We start from the raw sequence: 21,706 nt of genomic DNA on the forward strand, positions 1-21,706 counted from the left end.
TCCTCATGGAGCACCACCCCCCGGCCGCCTGGCTCACCCAGGCCGCGAGCGCCGCCCAGCACCAGGGCTCGGGCGATCTGCTCCGGGTCGTCATCGTCGTCATGTTCGTCGGCTGCGCACTGACCGCCTGGTTCCTGTTGCGCGGGTACAAACAGAAGGACGACTGAGCCGCCGGGATCGTTCCCCGATGGAGGAGTCGGCGTGATCGCCGCCGGGGCGCCCGCATACGATGAGCCGACATCTTTATCCCGTCCACACGCGATAGGTCCTGCCGCAGATGATGAATCTCCACAGCGCCGCTGCCCAGTTGGTCACCCTCGCCGCAGAGGGCGAGGAGCACGGCGGCAACCACAACAGCCTCAATCCGGCCGTCACCGGCGGCAGCGCCTTCGTCATCCTGCTGCTCCTGCTGTGGATCACCACCCGCTTCAACCGCGACCGCTGAGCCGGACGCCGAGCCCGGCACCGGTCCTCCGGGCGGGGCCCACGGACCGGGCCGGTAGGGTCTGCACGCATGGGAGAGCAGGACATGCCTACCGGTCCGGCAGCTGACGAGGCCGACGACATGGCGACACGGCCGCGGTACACGCCGGCGGGCCCCGCGCACACCGGCAAACGCCGCCTCGGCGTCATGGGCGGAACGTTCGACCCGATCCACCACGGGCACCTCGTGGCGGCCAGCGAGGTCGCCGCCCAGTTCCACCTCGACGAGGTGGTCTTCGTGCCCACCGGGCAGCCCTGGCAGAAGACCTCACGCGCCGTGTCACCGGCCGAGGACCGCTACCTGATGACGGTCATCGCGACCGCGGAGAACCCGCAGTTCTCCGTCAGCCGCATCGACATCGACCGCGGCGGCCCCACCTACACCGTCGACACCCTGCGCGACCTGCGTGCCCTCAACCCCGACACCGACCTGTTCTTCATCACCGGCGCCGACGCGCTCGGGCAGATCCTCACCTGGCGGGACTCGGAGGAGCTCTTCTCCCTGGCCCACTTCATCGGCTGCACCCGGCCCGGCCACCACCTGAGCGACCGCGGTCTTCCGGAGGGCGGCGTCTCGCTGGTGGAGGTTCCCGCGCTCGCCATCTCCTCCACAGACTGCCGTGCGAGAGTCGCCAAGAGCGACCCCATCTGGTACATGGTGCCGGACGGAGTCGTGCGCTACATCGACAAGCGCGAGCTGTACCGCGGCGAGTGAGCCGAGAGGGGCACCGGTGAACGACCGATACGACGCGGGTTACGGAAGCGACCAGTACGAACTCGTCGGCTACGACGAGTACGGGCAGCCGGTGTACCGCCAGATCCCCGCGCAACAGCAGCAGACGTACGACCCGTACGCAGGGCAGGGGCAGGGGCAGGGGCAGGGGCAGGGGCAGGGCTACGGCTACGACCCGTACGCCGGCGGCGGGCAGCAGGCCGCGCCGTCGTACGGCACCGGGCAGCAGGCACCCGTCCACGACACCGGCCGGCAGCCGGTCATGCCCGCCTACGACCCGTACGGCACCGGCGGCCACACCGCCCACGACCCCTACGGGCAGGCGGCCGCCGGCGGCCGGCAGCCCCGCGTCGCCGAGCAGACCGCGCACATCCCGCAGCAGGCCGGACCGGCCGACCACGCCACCGTTCCCCGGCAGGACGACGACGAACGGGACTACCACACCGGCCAGTTCGCGTTCGTCGAACAGCCCGACGGCGACTCCGAGGACGTCATCGACTGGCTGAACTTCACCGAGAACCGCACCGAGCGCCGCGAGGAGGCCAAACGCCGCGCCCGCAGCCGGCTGATCGCCCTGGTCGTCGTCCTCGCCCTGGTCGCTGCCGGAGGCGTCGGCTACCTCTGGTACGCCGGAAAGATCCCCGGTCTGTCCTCCTCCACCGCCAAGCGCGGCACGACGATCTCGCCGGCCGCCCAGAAACGCGACGTGATCGTCGTCCACCTGCACAACACCGGTGGCGGCGGCACCTCGACCGTGCTGCTCGTCGACAACACCACCACCAGGCAGGGCACCACCGTCCTGCTGCCCAACTCCCTCGCCCTCACCGACGACGACGGCACCACCACGACCCTCGCCAAGTCCGTCGACGGCGACGGCTCCTCCGGTACCCGCGACCAGCTCGACACCGTCCTCGGCACCAACATCGAGGGGACCTGGCGCCTGGACACGCCCTACCTGCAGAACCTCGTCGATCTCGTCGGCAACATCGACATCGACACCAACGCCGACGTCCCCGACCCGGACGCCAAGAAGAAGGGCGAGGAGCCCCTGGTCAACCAGGGCAAGGACCAGACCCTCGGGGGCAAGGCCGCCGTCGCCTATGCCACCTACCGCGCCTCCGGCGAGGCCCAGAACGCCCAGCTGGAGCGGTTCGGGCAGGTCATGCAGGGGGTGCTGCGCAAGCTGTCCTCCGACGCCTCCGCCGCGACGACCACCGTGCAGACCCTCGCGCAGATCCTCGACCCCTCCCTCACCGACAAGGACCTCGGCACCTTCCTCGCCAAGCTCGCCGACCTCGCCAAGGACGGCGACTACAAGACCGCCCTGCTGCCCGTGCAGAGCGACGGCACCCTCAGCGCCGAGACCAGCTCCAGCGTCGTCAAGGACATCCTCGGCGGCACCGCCAAGAGCCCGTCGGCGGGATCCGCGGTGCGCGTCTCCGTCCAGAACGCCACCGGCGTCAAGGACGACACCGAGAAGGCCCGCGTGGTCCTCGTCAACGGCGGCTACACCTTCCTGGAAGGCGGTACCGCCTCCGGTACCCGGACCGCCTCCGAGGTGCTGTACTCCGACGCCGCCGACAAGGAGAACGCCACCGAGGTCGCCAAGACCCTCGGCCTCGGCGCCGGTGCCGTCCGCAAGGGCACGGTCGGCTCCGGCGCGGACGTCTCGGTCGTCCTCGGGCAGGACTACAAGCCGTCCTCCTCCTGAGACGGGCCGCCGCACCCCACGTGACCCGGTAATCACGTGGGGTGCGCCCGGCGGTCCGTGAGACCCTTGAGGTCAAACGACCGCCGAAGGAAAGCCACGCAGTGACCGCAACCGACCGTTCCCACGAGCTCATCACCGCCGCCGCCCAGGCGGCCGCCGACAAGCTCGCCCACGACGTCATCGCCTACGACGTCAGCGACGTCCTGTCGATCACGGACGCCTTCCTGCTGGCCTCCGCGCCCAACGACCGCCAGGTCAAGTCGATCGTCGACGAGATCGAGGAACGCCTCCAGAAGGAACTCGGCGCCAAGCCGGTGCGCCGCGAGGGCGACCGCGAGTCCCGCTGGATCCTGCTCGACTACGTCGACATCGTCGTCCACGTCCAGCACAGCGAGGAGCGCGTCTTCTACGCCCTGGAACGGCTGTGGAAGGACTGCCCCGAGATCGAGCTGCCCGCCGACGCCAAGGCCACCCGCGGCAAGGCGGCGGAGCACGCCAGGCTGCAGGCCGCCGAGGACTCCGGCGAGCCGGACGGGGACTGGTGATGAGCGCCACGGGCGAGGTGACCGACCGCAGGGGCCGCGGCCGCCGCATCATCCTGTGGCGGCACGGCCAGACCGCCTGGAACGTGGAGCGCCGCTTCCAGGGCTCCACCGACGTCGAGCTCACCGAGACCGGCATCGGCCAGGCCCGCCGCGCGGCCCGGCTGCTCGCCTCGCTCGGCCCGGACGCGATCGTCGCCTCCGACCTGCGGCGCGCCGCCGACACGGCCGCCCAGCTGGCCGCCCTCACCGGCCTCGACGTGATCCACGACGAGGGACTGCGGGAGACCTACGCGGGCGTGTGGCAGGGCCTCACCCACGAGGAGATCATCGCCCGCCACGGCGACGAGTACGCCGCCTGGAAGCGCGGCGAGCCGGTCCGCCGCGGCGGCGGCGAACTGGAGACCGAGGTCGCCGACCGGGCCGCCCCCGTCGTGCTCCGGCACGCCGAGAAGCTCCCCGAGGACGGCACCCTCGTGGTCGTCAGCCACGGCGGGACCATCCGCACCACCATCGGGCGTCTCCTCGGCCTCGAGTCCCGGCACTGGGAGAGCCTCGGCGGTCTCACCAACTGCTGCTGGTCCGTGCTCGGCGAAGGCGCCCGCGGCTGGCGGCTCCTGGAGCACAACGCCGGCACCCTCCCGGAGCCCGTACTCGGCGACGACGACTGAGGAACCTGCGGCCCCCCGGCCCGCCCGGAGCCCGGATTTCACTTTCCGGCAGGTCGCAGGCTAAAGTTCTTCTTGTTCGCCCCGCCGAGCGGAAAGACGGGAAGAACACGAGGGGCTATAGCTCAGTTGGTAGAGCGCCTGCATGGCATGCAGGAGGTCAGGAGTTCAATTCTCCTTAGCTCCACAGATCGACACTTTGCACACTGTTGATGACACTGTCGAGTTGTCAAAGATCGGTGACGGAATCCCGTCCTCTTCAGAGGGCGGGATTTTCTGTGTTCCACTCCCGGAGGATCTCCGCGGCCTCCTCCTCCGTCACCGGCCACAGCCGCTGCCTGCGCTCCCGCAGCAACGCCACCCGCTGCCGCGTCCGTTCGTCTTCCGGCGTGTAGACCACGATCCGCGCCTCCGGCATCCCGTCGATCGACAACGACTGTGACGTCATCCGCAGCTCGCCCACCGCCTCATGACGGAACGTCTTCACCCGCGGCCCCGGCTGCGCCACCGCCCCGCTCTCCCACAACCGGGCGAAATACCCACTGGCCTGGGACAGCGCCTGTATGAAGTCCTCCCAGGCCGGCTCGCCGACATGTCTGCCGTAGGACGAACGCAGGGTCGCCACCATCACCGGCAGTTCACGCTGCAGATGGACCACCGGGCTGGTCTCCTCCGGGACCGTGAACAGCGTCCACAGCACGTTCGGCACACCGATCCGCACCGTCTCCGGCACCAGGAACAAATCCCGGTAGGCCGCGTTCGTGGCCAGCACGTCGTAGCGCGAGGTGTACACCACCGCCATCAACGGGTCCAGCGCGTCGATGATGCCCTGCACCTCCGCGCCGACCGACCGGGACAGCCCCTCCGGCACCGCGGCGAACGGCACCTCCGCCAGCCGGTACAGATGCTCCCGCTCCGGCGGGTCGAGCATCAGGGTCCGCGCCACCGCGTCCAGCACCTGCGCCGACGCGTTGATCGGCCGGCCCTGCTCCAGCCACGTGTACCAGGTCACGCCCACACCCGAGAGCTGGGCGACCTCCTCGCGCCGCAGCCCCGGCGTGCGCCGCCGCAGCCCCGGCGGCATCCCGACGTCCGCCGGCTGCACCCGGGCCCGCCTGCTGCGCAGGAACGCGGCCAGCTCCGGCCTGCGGCGGTGTGCTGTCGTCGGCATCGTCACGTCCCCCGTCGTCACGTCTCCATCGTCGGCGCAGCCCCGGCCGGCTGCCAGGTGCTGCCAGTACCAGCATCGACGGGCTCTCGGCACCCGTACCGGCCCGCCGCCACGCTCGGTGGCATGACGACGACATCCCGGACGGGACCAGGTCCCGCACCCGCTGCAACCCCTGCGAAAAGGGAAGCATCCGGCACTGACAACCGGCCCCGGCTGCTCCTCGCGGTCGTCCTCGCGGCCCTGTTCATGGCCGTGCTGGACGTCTTCATCGTGAACGTCGCGGCCCCCACCATGGGTTCCGAACTCCACGCCTCGGGCGCCGACTTGCAGCTGGTCGTGGCCGGCTACGCCATCACCTACTCGGTGCTGCTGATCACCGGCGCCCGGCTCGGCGACCGGCTCGGCCACGGCCGGGTCCACCTCTACGGCCTCGCCCTGTTCACCGCGGCGTCGCTCGCCTGCGGCCTGGCCCAGGGGGCCACCGAGCTGATCGTGTTCCGGCTGGTGCAGGGCGCCGGATCGGCGGTGATGATCCCGCAGGTCCTCAGCGTCATCCAGCGCGCCTTCACCGGCGAGGCTCGCATACGGGCGCTCGGCGCCTACTCCGCGGTCCTCGCGGTCGGCGCAGCCGCCGGCCAGATCACCGGCGGCGTCCTGGTCAGCGCCGACCTGTTCGGCACCGGCTGGCGGCCGGTGTTCCTCGTCAACGTGCCCGTCGGCGCCGTGCTCCTCGTCCTCGGCCGGCGTGTCCTGCCGTCCGGCGCCGGATCCGGTCCCGAGCGGGTCCGCGGCATGGACCTGCCCGGCCTGGTCCTGCTGGCGGCCGCCGTGTCGCTGCTGACGGTCCCGCTGGTGCTCGGTCAGGAGGAGGACTGGCCGCTGTGGTCCTGGCTGTCCCTGGCCGCCGCCGTGCTCCTGTTCGCGCTGTTCTGCGGGTACGAGGCGAGGCTGGCCCGGCGCGGGGGCGCACCCATCGTCGCGCCCCGGGTGCTGCGCCACCCCGGTATGGGCCTGGCCGTCCTGCGGATCCTCGCCGTGATGGCCGTCAATGCCGGATTCCTCTTCACGCTCACCCTCCACGTCCAGAGCGGCCTCGGCTACAGCGCGCTGCGCGCCGGTCTCACCTTCGCGCCGACCGCCGTCGTGTTCGGCGCGGTCGCCCTCACCTGGCGCAGGTGGCCGGCCGCCTGGCAGCGGGCACTGACCCCGGCCGGGTTCGTGCTCACCGCGCTGGGCGCGGCCGGGGTCGGGCTGGCCTTCCACGGGGGCGGCGACGGGGGCGCACAGCTCTATGTGGCGTACGCCGGTGTGGGCGCGGGGCTCGCGCTCGCGTTCAGTCCCACGCTCACCGGCGCGCTCGCAACCGTGCGCCCCGAGGACGCCGCGGACGCCAGCGGGCTCCTCGCAACCGTCACCCAGCTCGGCCAGCTCCTCGGCGTCGCCGTGTTCGGCACACTGTTCCTGAACCGGCTTGAGTCAGTTGGGGGCCCGCAGGCGTATACCTCTGCGGAGGCGCTGTCAGCCTGCGCATGGGCGCTCGCCGCGACGGCGGCCGCGGGCGCCGTGTCCGGACTGGTACTGAGGCGTCGCTGACCGTATTGGTCCGGCCGTGGCAGAATCAAACGGCCGGAAGGGGGCGCGGCCCGACGGGAGGAGTAGCGATGCCTGCGAGCATCCTTGAGGAGGGCGGCCACCTCCTCGGTGCGGCGTTGATACGGGACACCATCACGCGGCTGCTCTGCCCTTCCTGCGGTTCCGCGCATGTCGCCCAGGTGCTCGGCGACAACGGCGGGATCTCCTACGTGTGCACGGCCTGCGGCCACAGCTGGAGCTGATCGATGGGTGCACACAGGCGGAAGTGTGACTGGTGCGGGAGCGGTACCCCCATCGTCCGCGACATGGAGCCGATCAACCCCGACTACCAGTACTGGTGCGAGGAATGCGCGCGGGCGCTGATCATAAAAGGCGACCCGATCGAGACCTACCGTGAGCTGGAGGGTGAGCCGATCTACGGCCGGCTCCTCGAAGAGCACTGCACGCTCAAGCGCTTCTACTCGTTCGTCACGGCCTGACCGCAACCCGGCCTCGGCAACGATGTCCGGGCGAGAGCCAGGAACAGCACCCCGGTGGCCGTGTAGAGCGCCGACAGCGTCAAGGCGACGGCGTTCTGGTGCAGTTCGGGCCGCCCCTGCCCGTGCGGCACCCACCACAGGGCGTACGAGCAGAAGACCAGCAGCGTGCCCGCGGCCACCGTCCGGTGCCCGCGGGTCCACAGCAGCAGCACGACCGGCACGCACCACACCCAGTGGTGCGACCAGGACACCGGGCTGATCAGCAGTGCGGTCACCGCGCAGGCGGCCACCGCCCAGGCCCGCCGGCCGCGCAGCTCCGCCGCCACCGCCACCGCGAGCCCCAGGACGGCCGTCAGGGCCGCCGTGGCGGCCCACAGGGCTCCCGGGTCGGGAGTGTGCAGCAGACGCGCCAGAACGCCGCGCAGGGCCTGATTCGCCGTCTCCTCGGCCCGCCCCACCCGTCCCGTCCGGAACACCATCCCCGTCCAGAACCGCCACGAGTCGTACGGCAGGACGGCCGCCGCCAGCAGCGTCGCGCCCGCGAAGACGGCGGCCGCCCCGCGCGCGTGCCTCAGCCACGGGCCGCCGTCCCGTCCCGCACGGCGCGCGGCCAGGCCGGTGACGAGCAGGAACACCGCGAACAGGGCGGGGGTCAGCTTGACCGCCGCCGCGAGCCCGACACCCACCCCCGCCCAGCGGTCCGGCTGTTCGGCGGGACGGCGTGACAGATCCCACAGCACCAGTACCGCCAGCAGCAGATTGACCTGCCCGTAGCGCACGGTCGTCCACACCGGCTCGCACCACACCGCGGCCGCCGCGACCCACAGGACGTGCTCCACGCGCGCGTGCCCGACGAGCCGCATCGACAGCCCGACGAACACCAGCAGCAGGACCAGGTTCCCGGCCGTCGCCAGGGTCCGCATGCCCGTGACGTCCAGCAGCGTCAGCGGGACGAACAGCAGCGCCGCGAACGGCGGGTAGGTGGACGGCAGATGAGCCGCCGTCGTCCGCAGCGCGTAGAGATCGCCGCCCGTGCGGACGGTCGCCCCCTCCGCCCGGTAGACCAGCAGGTCGATCATCGACACGTGCGCGGCCCGCTGGGCCACCCAGAACGCCGTGAACGACAGGAGACACGCCCCCAGTGCCACCGGCACCCGGCGCCGGGTCTCGGAGAACGCGATCACGGTCACGAAGCCCGACACTAGCGTCCGTATCCGTACAGAACGGAAACGATTTGGTGGTGCACCCCTTCGACCGTGTAATGTTGGCGTCGCCGCCAGGGAAACCGGGCGGACCAGAACACGGGGCTATAGCTCAGTTGGTAGAGCGCCTGCATGGCATGCAGGAGGTCAGGAGTTCAATTCTCCTTAGCTCCACAGAAGTCGAAGGCGGACCATCCGAACGGATGGTCCGCCTTCGGCGTTGTCTCGGCAGGCATTGTCCTGAAACCGCGCGGAAACCCCGTCCGCGGGGAACCTTCCCCGGCGCACTCCTCCCGCACACGTGGGGCGGGCAACCGGTCAGGGTGACCCGCCCCACGTACGCGCGAACGTGCGATCAGCGTCCCAGCGCCCGACGGCCGCGGCCCTGCGAGAGGACCGGCAGGTTCTTGGCCGGCGCCTGCGAGCGCGTGTCCTCCTCCAGGCGCAGCGCGAGCGCCGGGCAGCGGCGCACCGCCCGCAGCGCCTTGGCCTCCGCGAACCGCGGCACCTTCGCCTGCGCGACCGTCGGGAACCCGTCCGCGCCCAGCTCGAAGACCTCCGGGAGGATGTCCGCGCACAGACCGTGACCCCGGCACAGCGTCCAGTCGACGTAGATCTTCTGCCGGCTGCCGCTGCCGTTGTCCTCGGGCTCTCCGCCGCCCGGGATGCCCGTAGGCATCTTGCCGTCCTCGAAGAGCGGCAGAACGCCCTCCACGGGCCGTCCGCAGCCGTTTCCCAGAACGTGCGCGGCGAGGTCGTCGGTGAACGCCTTGATCGTCGACTCGAGGAACATCGCGGAGCCGTCCGGGTGCGAGCACGCCCCGCGCCGTTTCACGTTCTTCGCGACCTGCTTGAGCGCCTCCAGGGCGGCCGGTCCGCCGCCGTTGAGGATGTCCTCCATGCCGCGCGCGGCCGCCGGCAGACCCAGGTAGCAGGGACCGCACTGTCCCGCGCTCTCCTCCGCCAGCCACTGGGCGACCCGCAGCGACTCGCCCAGCGGGCAGGTCTCCTGCGTGATCGGCAGGATGGCGCCGGCGCCCAGCGCACCGCCCACCGCGTCGAGCGAGTTGCGGGAGACGATCGCCTCGTTGACCGTGGCCGCGTCGATCCACTTGCCGTGGTAGCCGCCGGTCAGCACACCCTGCGGCACCGGCGGCGCACCGGCCAGCTGCAGAACGTAGCGCAGCGGCACACCCGTGGGCACCTCGATCACCATGGGGCGGGCGACCGCGCCGGAGACCGTCAGCATGACGGTGCCCGGCTCGTCGTACAGGCCGGTGTTGCCGTAGCGCTCCGGGCCGATCCGGGCGGCGATCGCCAGCTGCGCGAACGTCTCCGCGTTCGACAGCAGGGTAGGGGCGCCGCCGACACCGTTCTGCGAGGCACTGGTCTTGCGGCCGGGCGGGATCGCCGGGCCGCCGTCGATCGACCGGATCAGCGACGCGGCGGCGCCGGTGACCATGCGGACCGGGTTGCGCTGGACGAACGCCTTCAGTGCCGAACGCCGGCCGTTGCTCAGGCCGCGCTCGGCGAGCGCCTGCTCCATGGAGCGCTGCGTGGACTCCCGGGTGACCCCCACCACGAGCGTGCGGGCACCCAGCGCCTCGGCGCACAGCAGCGCGCCGTCCAGGATCAGATGCGGGGCACGGTTGATCAGCACCGTGTCCTTGCGGCAGGCCGGCTCGTCCTCACTGCCGTTGACGACGACGACCGGCCGTACACCGCGCTTGATCGCGGCTTCGGCGACCGAACGCAGCTTCTTGTGGAAGGGGAAGCCCGCGCCGCCCCGGCCCTTCAGGTTGATGCGTTCGGAGAGCTGCGCGAGCTGCTCCCCGCCCAGGGGTTCGAGCGGCCCGTGCACCTTGAGGTGCATGGGCAGATCGAGTCTTTCGACAAGGTCGAAGCCCGACGTGAGCTGAGGAAGACCGACCACGCGGACTTCTGGGACGTCGGGCAGGGCCTCGTTCACCTATAGCCTCCGGAAGGCGTGTTCCAAGGTTCGCCCGAACCCGGGGCGTCGAAGGACGCGCCGGGCGGTGGTTCGTTGGCGGGACCGCTGTTGTACGTGTCATTCGAGTTGTACGTCCCGTACCGGGCATTCGTCTCACCCGTGTCGTACACATCACGTCCGCCCGCGCCGCCGGCGCCCGGATTGCCATAGGCCGGGATGGTGTATCCGGTGTCCTGCATCGGGTCGTACGCCGACCGCGGTGCCTCGCCGACCGGCGGTGGCGACGGGATCGGCCAGCTGCCCGAGGTGCCGGACGGGCCGTCCACGCGCTCCATGCGTGCGGTCTGGCCGGCCGCGAACGGTGACTGGGGCTGGCCGGGCGTGGCCGTCGCGCGGTAGGCGGCGGCGAAGCCGGACGCCGGCTCGGGGCCGGATGCGGCGGCCGACGCGGACGGGAACAGCGGGTTCGGCTCCGAGGCCGCCCTGCCGCCGCGCGACGGCCTCGGCTCGCGCTCACGCGTGACCTCGTAGCCCGGCAGCCCGGACTCGCCCACCCGGGCACGGCTGGCATCCAGATCGTCCAGCTCCGGCCGTTCCGAACTGCCGAGGACGGAGACCAGACGGTCGGCGACCTTCCGCTTGAACGGGCGCGGGGCGGCGCGCAGCGCCAGCGCCGCCATCACGCCGACCAGGCACAGGTCGTACGAGATCATGAAGAACGGCTTCGCCGCGCGGCCCGCGTACAGGCCGTGGACGAGGGCGGCGCACCAGGCCGGGTAGGCCAGCATGTGCATGGCCCGCCAGCGGGCCGCGACGACGGCCGGGGCGGCGAAATTGCTGCGCAGGGCGCCGGTGACACCCACGAAGATCATCAGCAGTCCGGCCAGCGAACCGAGTCCGATCAGGCCGGCGCTTCCGGTGATGCCGAGCGAGAACGGAATGATCGCGGCGATCACCACGGTGTGATCCAGTGCGATCTTCGTGACGATGTGCACCAGCAGGAACGCGATCGAGGCGACCGCGGTCGTCCGGTGCACCGCCTGGCCGACGATCCGCTGGCGGGTGTTGAGGAAGATGCGGTCCTGTGCGATCAGACCCCAGATCACCGAGCAGCTCAGCGAGACGAGCGAGAGCACGCCCGCACCGAAGTTCAGGAACGATTGGAACTGGCTGCCTCCGGTCAGCACAACCACGGGTATGAGCAACAGGACGACAGCGGACGCCACCCCCCAGGCCGAACGGCCTGGCTTGGGAAGCGAGCTGTTACTACGACGAGGGTTCATGGGGGCAACTCCGAGCAGTTCGGGAAAGCGGTCCCGGTGCCGCAGCCTAAGTGGCGCCATACCGATCAGTACGAGGTTTGAGTTATTGCGTTGTTATCAAAGAGCGATGCGGCCCTTGTGATGTCCCCTAGCGGACGTTACGCGAAGTAATTTTTGAACCTGGTTCAACTCTCGTCCCGATGGTCGCCTCAGACACACGTGTCAACCATTGATACGTAAGCGCGTCGCGGCTTGCTCAAGCGCTGCGGTACTCTGACGCCATGCGTGCCGTACGCCTTCTGCTTAGCGGGCCGCGCTGATCAGTCCCGACCGCCGGAAGAACGGCTGGTCGGCATCGGCGCGGCGTCCCCTCCTGTGCGAGGGGATTTTTCGTTTCTAGAACGTTCGCAGCCGCCGGCAGAGACGACCGATGGAGCTTTGAGGATCATGAGCGAGACGAACCCCGCTGCCGCCGCCACGTCGGCGGAGGCCGCGCCGCACCGCTACACGGCCGCCCTGGCGGCCGAGATCGAGGCACGCTGGCAGGACTTCTGGGACGCCGACGGCACCTACGCGGCGCCGAACCCCACGGGCGACCTGGCCGGTGACCCCGAGGTGGTCGCCCGGCCCAAGAAGTTCATCATGGACATGTTCCCGTACCCGTCCGGTGCGGGCCTGCACGTCGGCCACCCCCTGGGCTACATCGCCACTGACGTCTTCGCCCGCTTCCAGCGGATGACCGGCCACAACGTCCTGCACACCCTGGGCTTCGACGCCTTCGGCCTGCCCGCCGAGCAGTACGCCGTGCAGACCGGCACGCACCCGCGCGTGTCCACCGAGGCCAACATCGAGAACATGAAGGTCCAGCTGCGCCGGCTGGGCCTGGGCCACGACAAGCGCCGGTCCTTCGCCACGATCGACCCGGACTACTACAAGTGGACCCAGTGGATCTTCCTGCAGATCTTCAACTCCTGGTACGACGACGAGGCGGACAAGGCCCGCCCCATCTCCGAGTTGATCGCCCAGTTCGAGTCCGGTGAGCGAGCCGTACCGGGCCACACGCGCGCGTGGCACGAGCTGACCGCGACCGAGCGCAGCGACGTGCTGGGCGAGTTCCGCCTGGCCTACGCCTCCGACGCGCCGGTCAACTGGTGCCCCGGCCTGGGCACCGTCCTGGCCAACGAGGAGGTCACCGCCGACGGCCGTTCCGAGCGCGGCAACTTCCCCGTCTTCAAGGCCAAGCTGCGCCAGTGGAACATGCGCATCACCGCCTACGCCGACCGGCTGCTGGACGACCTGAACGAGCTGGACTGGCCCGAGGCCATCAAGCTGCAGCAGCGCAACTGGATCGGCCGCAGCGAGGGCGCCCGCGTCGACTTCCCGATCGACGGCGAGAAGATCACTGTCTTCACCACGCGCCCGGACACCCTGTTCGGCGCGACCTACATGGTGCTGGCCCCCGAGCATCCGCTGGTGGACCGGTTCGTCCCGGACGCCTGGCCCGAGGGCACCCACGACGTGTGGACCGGTGGCCACGCCACCCCCGCCGACGCCGTCGCCGCGTACCGTGCGCAGGCCGGCGCCAAGTCCGACGTCGAGCGGCAGGCCGAGGCCAAGGACAAGACCGGTGTGTTCACCGGCGCGTACGCGACCAACCCGGTCAACGGCGACAAGATCCCCGTGTTCATCGCCGATTACGTGCTGATGGGCTACGGCACCGGCGCGATCATGGCCGTACCGGCGGGCGACCAGCGCGACTTCGAGTTCGCTCGCGCCTTCGAGCTGCCGATCGTCTGCATCGTCGAGCCGACCGACGGCCGGGGCACCGACACGTCCACGTGGGAGGACGCCTTCGCCTCGTACGATGCGAAGATCATCAACTCCTCGCACGACGACATCAAGCTGGACGGCCTGCCGGTCGCCGAGGCCAAGGCCCGCATCACCGAGTGGCTGGCCCGCAAGGGCATCGGCGAGGGCACCGTCAACTTCCGGCTGCGCGACTGGCTGTTCAGCCGCCAGCGGTACTGGGGCGAGCCCTTCCCGATCGTCTACGACGAGGACGGCGTCGCCCACGCGCTGCCCGAGTCGATGCTGCCGCTGGAACTGCCGGAGGTCGAGGACTACTCGCCGCGCACCTTCGACCCCGACGACGCCGACACCCAGCCCGAGACGCCGCTGTCGCGCAACGAGGACTGGGTCAACGTCACCCTGGACCTGGGTGACGGACCGAAGAAGTACCGCCGCGAGACCAACACCATGCCCAACTGGGCCGGTTCCTGCTGGTACGAACTGCGCTACCTGGACCCGCACAACAGCGAGAAGCTGGTCGACCCGCAGATCGAGCAGTACTGGATGGGCCCGCGCGCGGGCATGCCGCACGGCGGTGTCGACCTGTACGTCGGCGGCGCCGAGCACGCCGTGCTGCACCTGCTGTACGCCCGGTTCTGGTCGAAGGTCCTGTACGACCTGGGGCACGTCTCGTCCGCCGAGCCGTTCCACAAGCTGTTCAACCAGGGCATGATCCAGGCCTACGTCTACCGCGACGGCCGCGGCTTCCCGGTGCCCGCGGCCGAGGTCGAGGAGCTGGGCGGCGAGTACTACTACCAGGGCGAGAAGGTCACCCGTCTGCTGGGCAAGATGGGCAAGTCCCTGAAGAACGCGGTGACTCCGGACGAGATCTGCGCCGAGTACGGTGCCGACACCCTGCGCCTGTACGAGATGGCGATGGGCCCGCTGGACGTGTCCCGGCCGTGGGACACGCGCGCGGTGGTCGGCCAGTTCAGGCTGCTGCAGCGGCTGTGGCGCAACATCGTCGACGAGGCCACCGGCGAGGTCACCGTGACCGACGCCGAGGCGGACGAGGAGACGCTGCGCGTCCTGCACAAGGCGATCGACGGCGTCCGCCAGGACCTGGAGGGCCTGCGCTTCAACACGGCCATCGCCAAGGTCACCGAGCTGAACAACCACCTGACGAAGGCGGGCGGTGCGGTGCCGCGGCCGGTCGCCGAGCCGCTGGTGCTGATGATCGCGCCGCTGGCCCCGCACATCGCCGAGGAGCTGTGGCGCAAGCTGGGCCACACCGACTCGGTCGTGCACCGGGACTTCCCGGTCGCCGACCCGCAGTACGTCGTCGACGAGACCGTGACCTGCGTCGTGCAGATCAAGGGCAAGGTCAAGGCTCGCCTGGAGGTGTCGCCCGCCATCTCCGAAGAGGAGCTGGAGAAGGCGGCACTGGCCGACGAGCTGGTCGTGAAGGCACTGGGCGGCGCCGGGATCCGCAAGGTGATCGTCCGCGCGCCGAAGCTGGTGAACATCGTCACGGCGTGACACCCGCGGCCATCTCCGGGTGGTCCCCTACGGGCAGGTTCGGGGTTCTTCCGGAACTCCGGGCCTGCCCTTTGCGTTTACCGTTGAGGAGCACGGCCACCCACGCCGTGCCCGGAAACGGCCGGGGTGGCGGGGCAGTGAGGAGGAGCACGTGGAAACAGTGATCGCCGTATTCGCCGTGCTCTTCCTGCTCTTCGTCGCCGGTGGGGCGTACGTCACCTTCAAGGCGGTCGGCGCCGCCAAGCGCGGCGTGGACCGCACGATCACCCAGGCCCGGCGCACGGTCGAGGAGCACACGCTGCGCGCCAAGTCCATGGTCCAGACCGGCCCGGCGGGCGAGATCGCCCAGCTCCGGCTCGCGCTGCGCACCTCGATGCGGGCCACCCAGGACGCGTTGCACGCGGGCATCGCCGAGGACGAGTCGCTCAAGGAGTCCCTCGGCCTGTTCCAGCGGCTCAGCGCCCACGGGCACGAACTGGACGGTGAACTCAGGCGCCTGGAGGCCGAACCGGACCGGGCCACGCTCGCCACCCGCCTGCCCGAACTGCGCCGCCGCACCGAGCAGATCACCGGGCCCGCGGACGCGCTGCGCTGGGCGGCCCGCGACCGGGCCCGCCGCTTCGCCGACGACGACCTGGACACCTTGAGCACCCAGATCGGCGTCGAGGCGGACGCCCTGCGGCACTGGACCCGGCCGGACCCGGCCGCGCAGACCCCGCCGTGGCCCGAGGCCGCCGCCGGTCCCGGCGACCGCCAGACCTGGCCCGGGCAACCCCGGCCGGCCGCGGCCGGGGAGCCGGCGCAGCCCGCGATCACCACGCCCGGACGGCCCCGGGCGTACCCCTGGCAGAAGAAGCCCCGGCCGGAGAGCACCACTTGATCCGGCCGGTCCGGGTCCGGGCGGCCGGGGGCGGGCTGCCGCACCCGGGCTACGCCAGGTAACCTCCAGCTCATGTCCTGCCATGTCGCGATCGTCACCGATTCAACGGCCTACCTGCCGCCGCGGACGGTGGAGCGCCACGGCATCACAGCGGTACCGCTGACCGTGGTCCTCGGCGACCGGGCACTCGAAGAGGGCACCGAGATCTCGACGCGTTCCCTGGCCCAGGCCTTGCAGAAACGGCGCTCCGTCACCACCTCCCGGCCCAGCCCCGAGGTGTTCGCCGAAACCTACCGCAGGGTAGCCGCGACAGGGGCCACCGGAATCGTCTCGCTCCACCTCTCCGCCGAACTGTCGGGCACTTACGACGCGGCCGTCGTCGCCGCCCGGGAGGCCCCCGTCCCGGTGCGTGTGGTGGACACCGGGATGGTCGCGATGGCCCTCGGTTTCTGCGCGCTCGCGGCGGCCGAGGCCGCCGAGGCGGGCGGCACCGTCGACGAAGCCGTCACGGCGGCGGAGAAGCGGGCCGCCGGCACCTCCGCGTACTTCTACGTCGACACCCTCGACTACCTGCGCCGCGGCGGCCGCATCGGCACGGCCCAGGCCCTGTTCGGTTCCGCGCTCGCCGTGAAGCCCCTGCTCCAACTGGACGGCGGCCGGATCGAGCTCCTGGAGAAGGTACGGACGGCGTCCCGGGCCATCGCCCGCCTCGAGGAGCTCGCCGCCGAGCGGGCGGGCGGCGCCGAGGTGGACATCGCCGTGCACCATCTCGCCGCCCCCGACCGGGCCTCGGCCCTCGCCGACCGGCTGCGGGCGCGGGTGCCCGGACTGGCCGACCTGCACGTGAGCGAGGTCGGGGCGGTCATCGGGGCGCACACCGGCCCCGGACTGCTCGGGGCGGTCGTCTCGCTCCGCTGAGCCGGGGATCCGAGGGCGTGCACCTCGGCACCGTCACTCGTACGAGTGGCGGAGTTTTCCACAACGCGGGCGCCGTCCACGGAAACCGAGCAAGATCATCGCGGATCGGCGGGAAGCCCGATCCTCGTCGCATGGCACTTCGATCACGCTCACACGAGACGCATGCGACCAGTGGCCCGGGCCGGGGCCCCACCTCCGACGGCCGCACCCGGCACCGGCGGTCCCCGGTCCGAGCCAGCGTCCGCCACCGCCCGGCACCGGCGGACGAACTGCGCCGCCGGGCGGAACTCCTCTTCGGGGAACGGGCCGTCACCAGGCCGGGGCCGGGTCAGGGACCGCCCACCGCGGAGACGGTGACCGGCACCGGCGCGGCGACCGGACTGACCGCGGCCACGACCGCGGTGCGCACGGCCACGGCCGGAGTGCGCACCGCCGCGGCGGCGCTGTCCACGGCGGCGGCCGTGATGTCGTCGGCCCGCGCGCTGGCCGGCGAGGCCGCGGCGCGCCGCGAGCCGGCGCTGCCCGGGCTGCGGTCCCGGGTCGGGCTCGCGGTACGGGAGCGGATGCCGGTGTGGCTCCAGTCACGCTGCGGACTGGAACGCCGGGGCGCGGTCGCCCTGGGCGTGGTCCTCGTCGTGGCCGCGGCACTGGCCGTGCAGCACTTCTGGACGGGCCGGACCGAGTCCGTGAGCGCGCCCGAGGTGGTGCGTGCGGAGGCACCGTACGAGAAGAGCGAGGGGCAGGCCCCGGCCACCGGAACAGCAGCCGTCGGATCCGGTACCGCCGCGGCGCCCGGTACGCCCGCCGGAACCGGCGGGCCCGGTACGCCCGCCGGGGAGATCGTGGTGGATGTCACCGGGAAGGTCCGGGATCCGGGGGTCCACACGCTGCCGGCCGGCTCCCGGGTGACCGACGCGCTGCGGGCGGCGGGCGGGGTACGGCCCGGCACGGACACCGACGGACTCAACCGCGCCCGTTTCCTGACGGACGGCGAACAGATCGTCGTCGGGGGCCCCGCTCCGCCGGCCGCATCGGGCCCGACCGCGGGCGGCCCGGCCGCGAGCGGTCCGGCGACGGGAGCAGGCCCGGCCGCCCCGCTCTCCCTGAACACCGCGACCGTCGAGCAGCTCGACGCCCTGCCCGGAGTCGGCCCGGTACTGGCCCAGCACATCCTCGACTTCCGCACCCAGCACGCCGGCTTCCGTTCGGTCGACGAGCTCCGCCAGGTCAAGGGCATCGGCGACCGCCGCTACTCCGACCTGCGGGACCTGGTACGGCCATGAGCCGCGCAACCGACGGAGCGGCACCCGGGTCCGCGGCCGCCGCCCGGTCGGTGCGCGCCGCCCCGGGGCGGCGGACCGGGACCGTGCCCGCCCGGCAGGACGCGCGGGCCGACCTGCGGCTGGTGCCGCCCGCGTTGGCCGTGTGGGCCACGGCGGCCCTGGCACTGGATGCGCCACCCGGCTGGACGGCCGCGGTCGCCGTCGTCTGCCTAATCGGCGGGGCGATCCTGCTGGGGCTCGGCCGGGCCCGCACCCGGGCGGTGACGGAGAGCGCCGATGCCACGTCCGCCCTGCCGTCGGACTGGCGGCGGGCCTCGGCCGGCGCGCTGCTCCTCTGCGTCGCCGGGGCGGCCGCCTCTGCGGGGCTGCACGGGGCGGACGTACGCCGCGGACCGGTTCCCGGTCTGGCCCGCGCGTACGCCGCCGTGACCGCCGAGGTGGAACTCACGGGCGACCCCTGGGCCGCCAGGCCACGCGTGCGGGGGGACCACGCCACGCCGGCCGCCGTCCTGGTGCGCGGCGAGGTGTGGCGGGTGGAGCAGGGCGACGGGACCGTGGTGAAGACGCGCTCACCGGTGCTGATGGCCGTGGACACGGGGGTGGCGGCGCCCGGTGGCGGCGGCCGGGAGCGGTGGCTCGGGCTGCTGCCCTCGACCCGGCTGAGGGTGAGCGGACGGCTGGTGCCGGCCACGGCCGGCGGCGACCGGGTCGCGGCGCTGCTGCGGGTGCGGGAGCGTCCCGTGCCGGTGGTGGTGGGGGAGCCGAGCGGGCCGCAGCGGCTGGCCGGACGGTTGCGGGCCGGGCTGCGGGAGGCGACCGACGGCCTGCCCGAGGACGCGCGGGCGCTGCTGCCCGGGCTGGTCGTCGGGGACACCTCCCGGATCACCCCGGAGCTGGACGAGGCGTTCGAGGCGACCGACCTCGCGCACACCCTCGCGGTGTCGGGCAGCAACCTCACCATCCTGCTCGCCCTGCTCATCGGACCGCCGGGACTGGCGCAGCAGACCGAGCGGCGGGGTCTCGCTCCGCGCCTCGGGCTGTCGCTGCGGGCGACGGCGCTGTTCGCGTCGGCGCTCACGCTCGGCTTCGTCGTGGTGTGCCGCCCGGACCCCAGCGTGCTGCGGGCCGCTGCCTGCGGAGCGGTCGCCCTGCTCGCCCTGGCGACCGGCCGCCGCAGGTCCCTGGTCCCGGCACTGGCCACGGCGGTTCTGCTGCTGGTGCTGTACGACCCGTGGCTGGCCCGCAGTTACGGCTTCCTGCTGTCGGTGCTGGCCACCGGTTCGCTGCTGCTGCTGGCACCAGGGTGGGCCGAGGCGCTGCGGCGGCGCGGGGTGCCGGAGCGGCTGGCCGAGGGGCTGGCGGCGGCCGCGGCCGCGCAGGCGGTGTGCGGGCCGGTGGTCGCGGTGCTGTCGGCGCGGGTGAGTCTGGTGGCGGTGCCCTGCAACCTGCTGGCGGAAATCGCGGTGGCGCCGGCCACGGTCCTGGGGTTCGGGGCGCTCGCGGCGGCTCCGGTGGCGATGCCGGCGGCCAAGGTGCTGGCGTGGTGCGCGGGTTGGCCGGCCGGGTGGATCGCGGCCATCGCCCGGACCGGTGCCGGGCTGCCGGGTGCGGGCGTGGACTGGCCCGGGAGCTGGGCGGGGGCGCTGCTGCTGGCCGGGGTGACGGTGGCCGTCGTACCGCTGGGGCGTCGGTTGCTGCGGCATCCGTGGTGGTGCGGGGTGCTGGGGGTGCTGCTCGTGCTGCTGGTGGTGCGTCCGGCGCCGCTGGCCCGGGTGGTCACGGGCTGGCCGCCGCCAGGCTGGCGGCTTGCGATGTGCGACGTCGGCCAGGGGGACGCGACCGTGCTCGCGGCGGGCGCGGGCACGGGTGTGGTCGTGGACGCCGGCCCCGATCCGGCACTGGTCGACCACTGCCTGCGGGAACTCGGCATCACCCGGATCCCGCTCCTGGTCCTCACCCACTTTCACGCGGACCATGTCGCCGGCCTGCCCGGGGTGCTGCGCGGCCGTGAGGTGGCGCAGATCGAGACGACCGGGTTCGAGGAACCCGCGGACCAGGCCGAGTTCGTCAGAAGGCAGGCCGCCGAGCACCGGGTCCCCCTCACGCGGGCCGTCGCCCGGGAGCGGCGCAGGACGGGGCCGCTGGACTGGCGGGTGCTGTGGCCGCCCCCGGGCCACGCGCCGGAGCCGGACGGACCGAACGACGCCAGTGTCGCCCTGCTGGTGCGCTCGGCCGGGCTGCGGATGCTGCTGCTCGGGGATCTCGAACCCCCGGCCCAGCGGGAGCTGCTGAGATCACCGGCCGCGGCCGAAATGGGCCACGTGGATGTCCTGAAGGTGGCACACCACGGGTCCGCGTACCAGGATCCGCAGCTGCTGCGGCTGGCGGCGCCGCGGGTCGCGCTCATCTCCTGCGGGGTGGACAACCCGTACGGTCATCCGGCACCGGGCACGGTGGCCGAGCTGCGGGCCGTGGGGGCGGTGGTGCTGCGGACCGACCGGGACGGGGCGCTCGCCGTGACCGGCGGCGGCACGGACGGGGACCTGCGCGTGGCGCGAGACTGAGGGCATGACCTCGGTGAACCCTGCGCAGATCGACGCCTACCTCGGCCGTCTCGGAGCCGCCCGTCCGGCCCGGCCCACCGCGGACGCCCTGCGCGAACTGCACGTTCGGCACCTGCGGACCGTGCCCTTCGAGAACCTGTCGGTCCACCTCGGCGAGGAGATCGTGCTGGCCGGGGAGCGGCTGGTGGCGAAGGTGGCAGGCGCGGGCCGGGGCGGATTCTGCTACGAACTCAACGGCGCCTTCTCGGTGTTGCTGACCGCGCTCGGTTTCGGGGTCACACCGCTGGCGGGGCGGGTGTACGGGGCGGAGAGGCGGCTCGGGATCCCGTACGACCATCTCGCGCTGCGGGTGCGGACGGTGGACGGCGGCGAGTGGCTGGCCGACGTGGGGTTCGGGGCGCACAGCCACCACCCGCTGGCGTTCGCGGAGCGGGGGGAGCAGGCCGATCCGGGCGGGACGTTCCGGATCGCGGAGGCCGGGCCGGACGAGGCGGGGGCGACGGGCGGGGACGGGGGCGGGGACCGTGCGGTGGGCGCGGACCTGGACGTGCTGCGCGACGGGGAGCCGCAGTACCGGCTGGAGGTCAGGCCGCGGGTGCTCGGGGACTTCGCGGCCGGGGCGTGGTGGCACAGCACCTCGCCGTCGTCGCACTTCACCCGATCGCTGGTCTGCTCCCGGGTCACCGGGGACGGCGGGCGGATCACGCTCAGCGGGCGGACGCTGACGCGGACGGCGGCCGACGGGACGCGTGAGGTACGGGAGTTGGAGCACGATGAGGAGGTGCTCGGGATCTACCGGGAGCGGTTCGGGATCGTCCTGGACCGTGTGCCGACTGAGCGAAATCCGGGGAAAGGCAACCGGAATGGCTAATTAGGGTTTCATGGGAGAACGTGTCTCTACCGGCGCGTAGCGTGTTACTCGTGCGTAGTTCCGGCGTA

Annotated in this window: 19 protein-coding genes and 2 tRNA genes; 17 read left to right on the top strand and 4 right to left on the bottom strand. The window is 72.2% G+C overall.

Annotated features, from left to right (window positions below; all coding sequences use genetic code 11):
- Positions 1-5: 5 nt before the first annotated feature.
- From ACZ63F_RS13790 to ACZ63F_RS13820, 7 genes are all read left to right on the top strand, one after another.
- Entirely contained in the window at positions 6-167 is a 162-nt protein-coding gene (locus ACZ63F_RS13790; RefSeq protein ID WP_217549548.1) for a hypothetical protein, read from the top strand.
- 110 nt (positions 168-277) lie between these two features.
- On the top strand, positions 278-445 hold the full coding sequence (locus ACZ63F_RS13795) for a hypothetical protein (RefSeq protein WP_167450157.1): 168 nt from the start codon (positions 278-280) through the stop codon (positions 443-445).
- A 69-nt stretch (positions 446-514) separates the two neighbouring features.
- Positions 515-1,198: a nicotinate-nucleotide adenylyltransferase gene (nadD, locus tag ACZ63F_RS13800; RefSeq protein ID WP_469710808.1), complete on the top strand. Its 684-nt coding sequence runs from the start codon at positions 515-517 to the stop codon at positions 1,196-1,198.
- Positions 1,199-1,214: 16 nt separating this feature from the next.
- A complete protein-coding gene (locus ACZ63F_RS13805) occupies positions 1,215-2,927 on the top strand; it encodes an LCP family protein (RefSeq protein WP_469710811.1) in 1,713 nt (570 codons plus the stop codon).
- A gap of 101 nt (positions 2,928-3,028) precedes the next feature.
- The gene (gene rsfS / locus ACZ63F_RS13810; RefSeq protein ID WP_093503110.1) at positions 3,029-3,472 is read left to right on the top strand and encodes a ribosome silencing factor; all 444 of its coding nucleotides are present in this window, start codon (positions 3,029-3,031) and stop codon (positions 3,470-3,472) included.
- Positions 3,472-4,140 (top strand): histidine phosphatase family protein, encoded by a 669-nt coding sequence (locus ACZ63F_RS13815; protein WP_351954999.1) that lies wholly within the window; start codon positions 3,472-3,474, stop codon positions 4,138-4,140. The genes rsfS and ACZ63F_RS13815 overlap by 1 nt, the downstream gene beginning before the upstream one ends.
- 111 nt (positions 4,141-4,251) lie before the next feature.
- A tRNA-Ala gene (locus tag ACZ63F_RS13820) sits at positions 4,252-4,324 on the top strand.
- Positions 4,325-4,396: 72 nt separating this feature from the next.
- Here the strand turns inward: ACZ63F_RS13820 and ACZ63F_RS13825 are convergent.
- The gene (locus ACZ63F_RS13825; RefSeq protein WP_469711383.1) at positions 4,397-5,308 is read right to left on the bottom strand and encodes a helix-turn-helix transcriptional regulator; all 912 of its coding nucleotides are present in this window, start codon (positions 5,306-5,308) and stop codon (positions 4,397-4,399) included.
- Positions 5,309-5,431: 123 nt separating this feature from the next.
- Between ACZ63F_RS13825 and ACZ63F_RS13830 the strand changes: the two genes are divergently transcribed.
- From ACZ63F_RS13830 to ACZ63F_RS13840, 3 genes are all read left to right on the top strand, one after another.
- Positions 5,432-6,901 carry an MFS transporter gene (locus ACZ63F_RS13830; RefSeq protein ID WP_469710815.1) on the top strand — a complete coding sequence of 490 codons (1,470 nt, stop codon included), beginning with the start codon at positions 5,432-5,434 and terminating at the stop codon, positions 6,899-6,901.
- Positions 6,902-6,969: 68 nt separating this feature from the next.
- Entirely contained in the window at positions 6,970-7,143 is a 174-nt protein-coding gene (locus tag ACZ63F_RS13835; protein ID WP_107408581.1) for a hypothetical protein, read from the top strand.
- 3 nt (positions 7,144-7,146) lie between these two features.
- On the top strand, positions 7,147-7,380 hold the full coding sequence (locus ACZ63F_RS13840; protein WP_006136074.1) for a hypothetical protein: 234 nt from the start codon (positions 7,147-7,149) through the stop codon (positions 7,378-7,380).
- Here ACZ63F_RS13840 and ACZ63F_RS13845 read toward each other — a convergent pair.
- On the bottom strand, positions 7,359-8,570 hold the full coding sequence (locus ACZ63F_RS13845) for a glycosyltransferase 87 family protein (protein ID WP_469710817.1): 1,212 nt from the start codon (positions 8,568-8,570) through the stop codon (positions 7,359-7,361). The genes ACZ63F_RS13840 and ACZ63F_RS13845 overlap by 22 nt on opposite strands.
- 113 nt (positions 8,571-8,683) lie before the next feature.
- On the opposite strand from ACZ63F_RS13845, the gene ACZ63F_RS13850 reads away from it, so the two are divergent.
- Positions 8,684-8,756 (top strand) — tRNA-Ala (locus ACZ63F_RS13850).
- A 181-nt stretch (positions 8,757-8,937) separates the two neighbouring features.
- On the opposite strand, the gene ACZ63F_RS13855 is transcribed toward ACZ63F_RS13850, so the two are convergent.
- Entirely contained in the window at positions 8,938-10,551 is a 1,614-nt protein-coding gene (locus ACZ63F_RS13855) for an NADH-ubiquinone oxidoreductase-F iron-sulfur binding region domain-containing protein (RefSeq protein WP_469710819.1), read from the bottom strand.
- A complete protein-coding gene (locus ACZ63F_RS13860; RefSeq protein ID WP_469711385.1) occupies positions 10,548-11,816 on the bottom strand; it encodes a cytochrome b/b6 domain-containing protein in 1,269 nt (422 codons plus the stop codon). Before ACZ63F_RS13860 ends, ACZ63F_RS13855 begins: the two co-directional genes overlap by 4 nt.
- A gap of 426 nt (positions 11,817-12,242) precedes the next feature.
- Between ACZ63F_RS13860 and leuS the strand changes: the two genes are divergently transcribed.
- From leuS to ACZ63F_RS13890, 6 genes are all read left to right on the top strand, one after another.
- Complete coding sequence (gene leuS, locus ACZ63F_RS13865) at positions 12,243-15,122, top strand: leucine--tRNA ligase (RefSeq protein ID WP_469710822.1); 2,880 nt, start codon at positions 12,243-12,245, stop codon at positions 15,120-15,122.
- A gap of 151 nt (positions 15,123-15,273) precedes the next feature.
- Positions 15,274-16,002, top strand: coding sequence for a hypothetical protein (locus ACZ63F_RS13870; RefSeq protein WP_469710823.1), 729 nt, complete (start codon positions 15,274-15,276; stop codon positions 16,000-16,002).
- A gap of 72 nt (positions 16,003-16,074) precedes the next feature.
- Positions 16,075-16,920 (top strand): DegV family protein, encoded by an 846-nt coding sequence (locus tag ACZ63F_RS13875; protein ID WP_469710825.1) that lies wholly within the window; start codon positions 16,075-16,077, stop codon positions 16,918-16,920.
- A 131-nt stretch (positions 16,921-17,051) separates the two neighbouring features.
- A complete protein-coding gene (locus ACZ63F_RS13880) occupies positions 17,052-18,203 on the top strand; it encodes a ComEA family DNA-binding protein (protein ID WP_469710828.1) in 1,152 nt (383 codons plus the stop codon).
- The gene (locus ACZ63F_RS13885; protein WP_469710830.1) at positions 18,200-20,767 is read left to right on the top strand and encodes a ComEC/Rec2 family competence protein; all 2,568 of its coding nucleotides are present in this window, start codon (positions 18,200-18,202) and stop codon (positions 20,765-20,767) included. The genes ACZ63F_RS13880 and ACZ63F_RS13885 overlap by 4 nt, the downstream gene beginning before the upstream one ends.
- 13 nt (positions 20,768-20,780) lie before the next feature.
- Complete coding sequence (locus ACZ63F_RS13890; RefSeq protein ID WP_469711387.1) at positions 20,781-21,638, top strand: arylamine N-acetyltransferase family protein; 858 nt, start codon at positions 20,781-20,783, stop codon at positions 21,636-21,638.
- The last annotated feature ends 68 nt before the right edge of the window (positions 21,639-21,706 follow it).

The sequence above is a fragment of the Streptomyces sp. NPDC104761 genome (assembly GCF_055583445.1).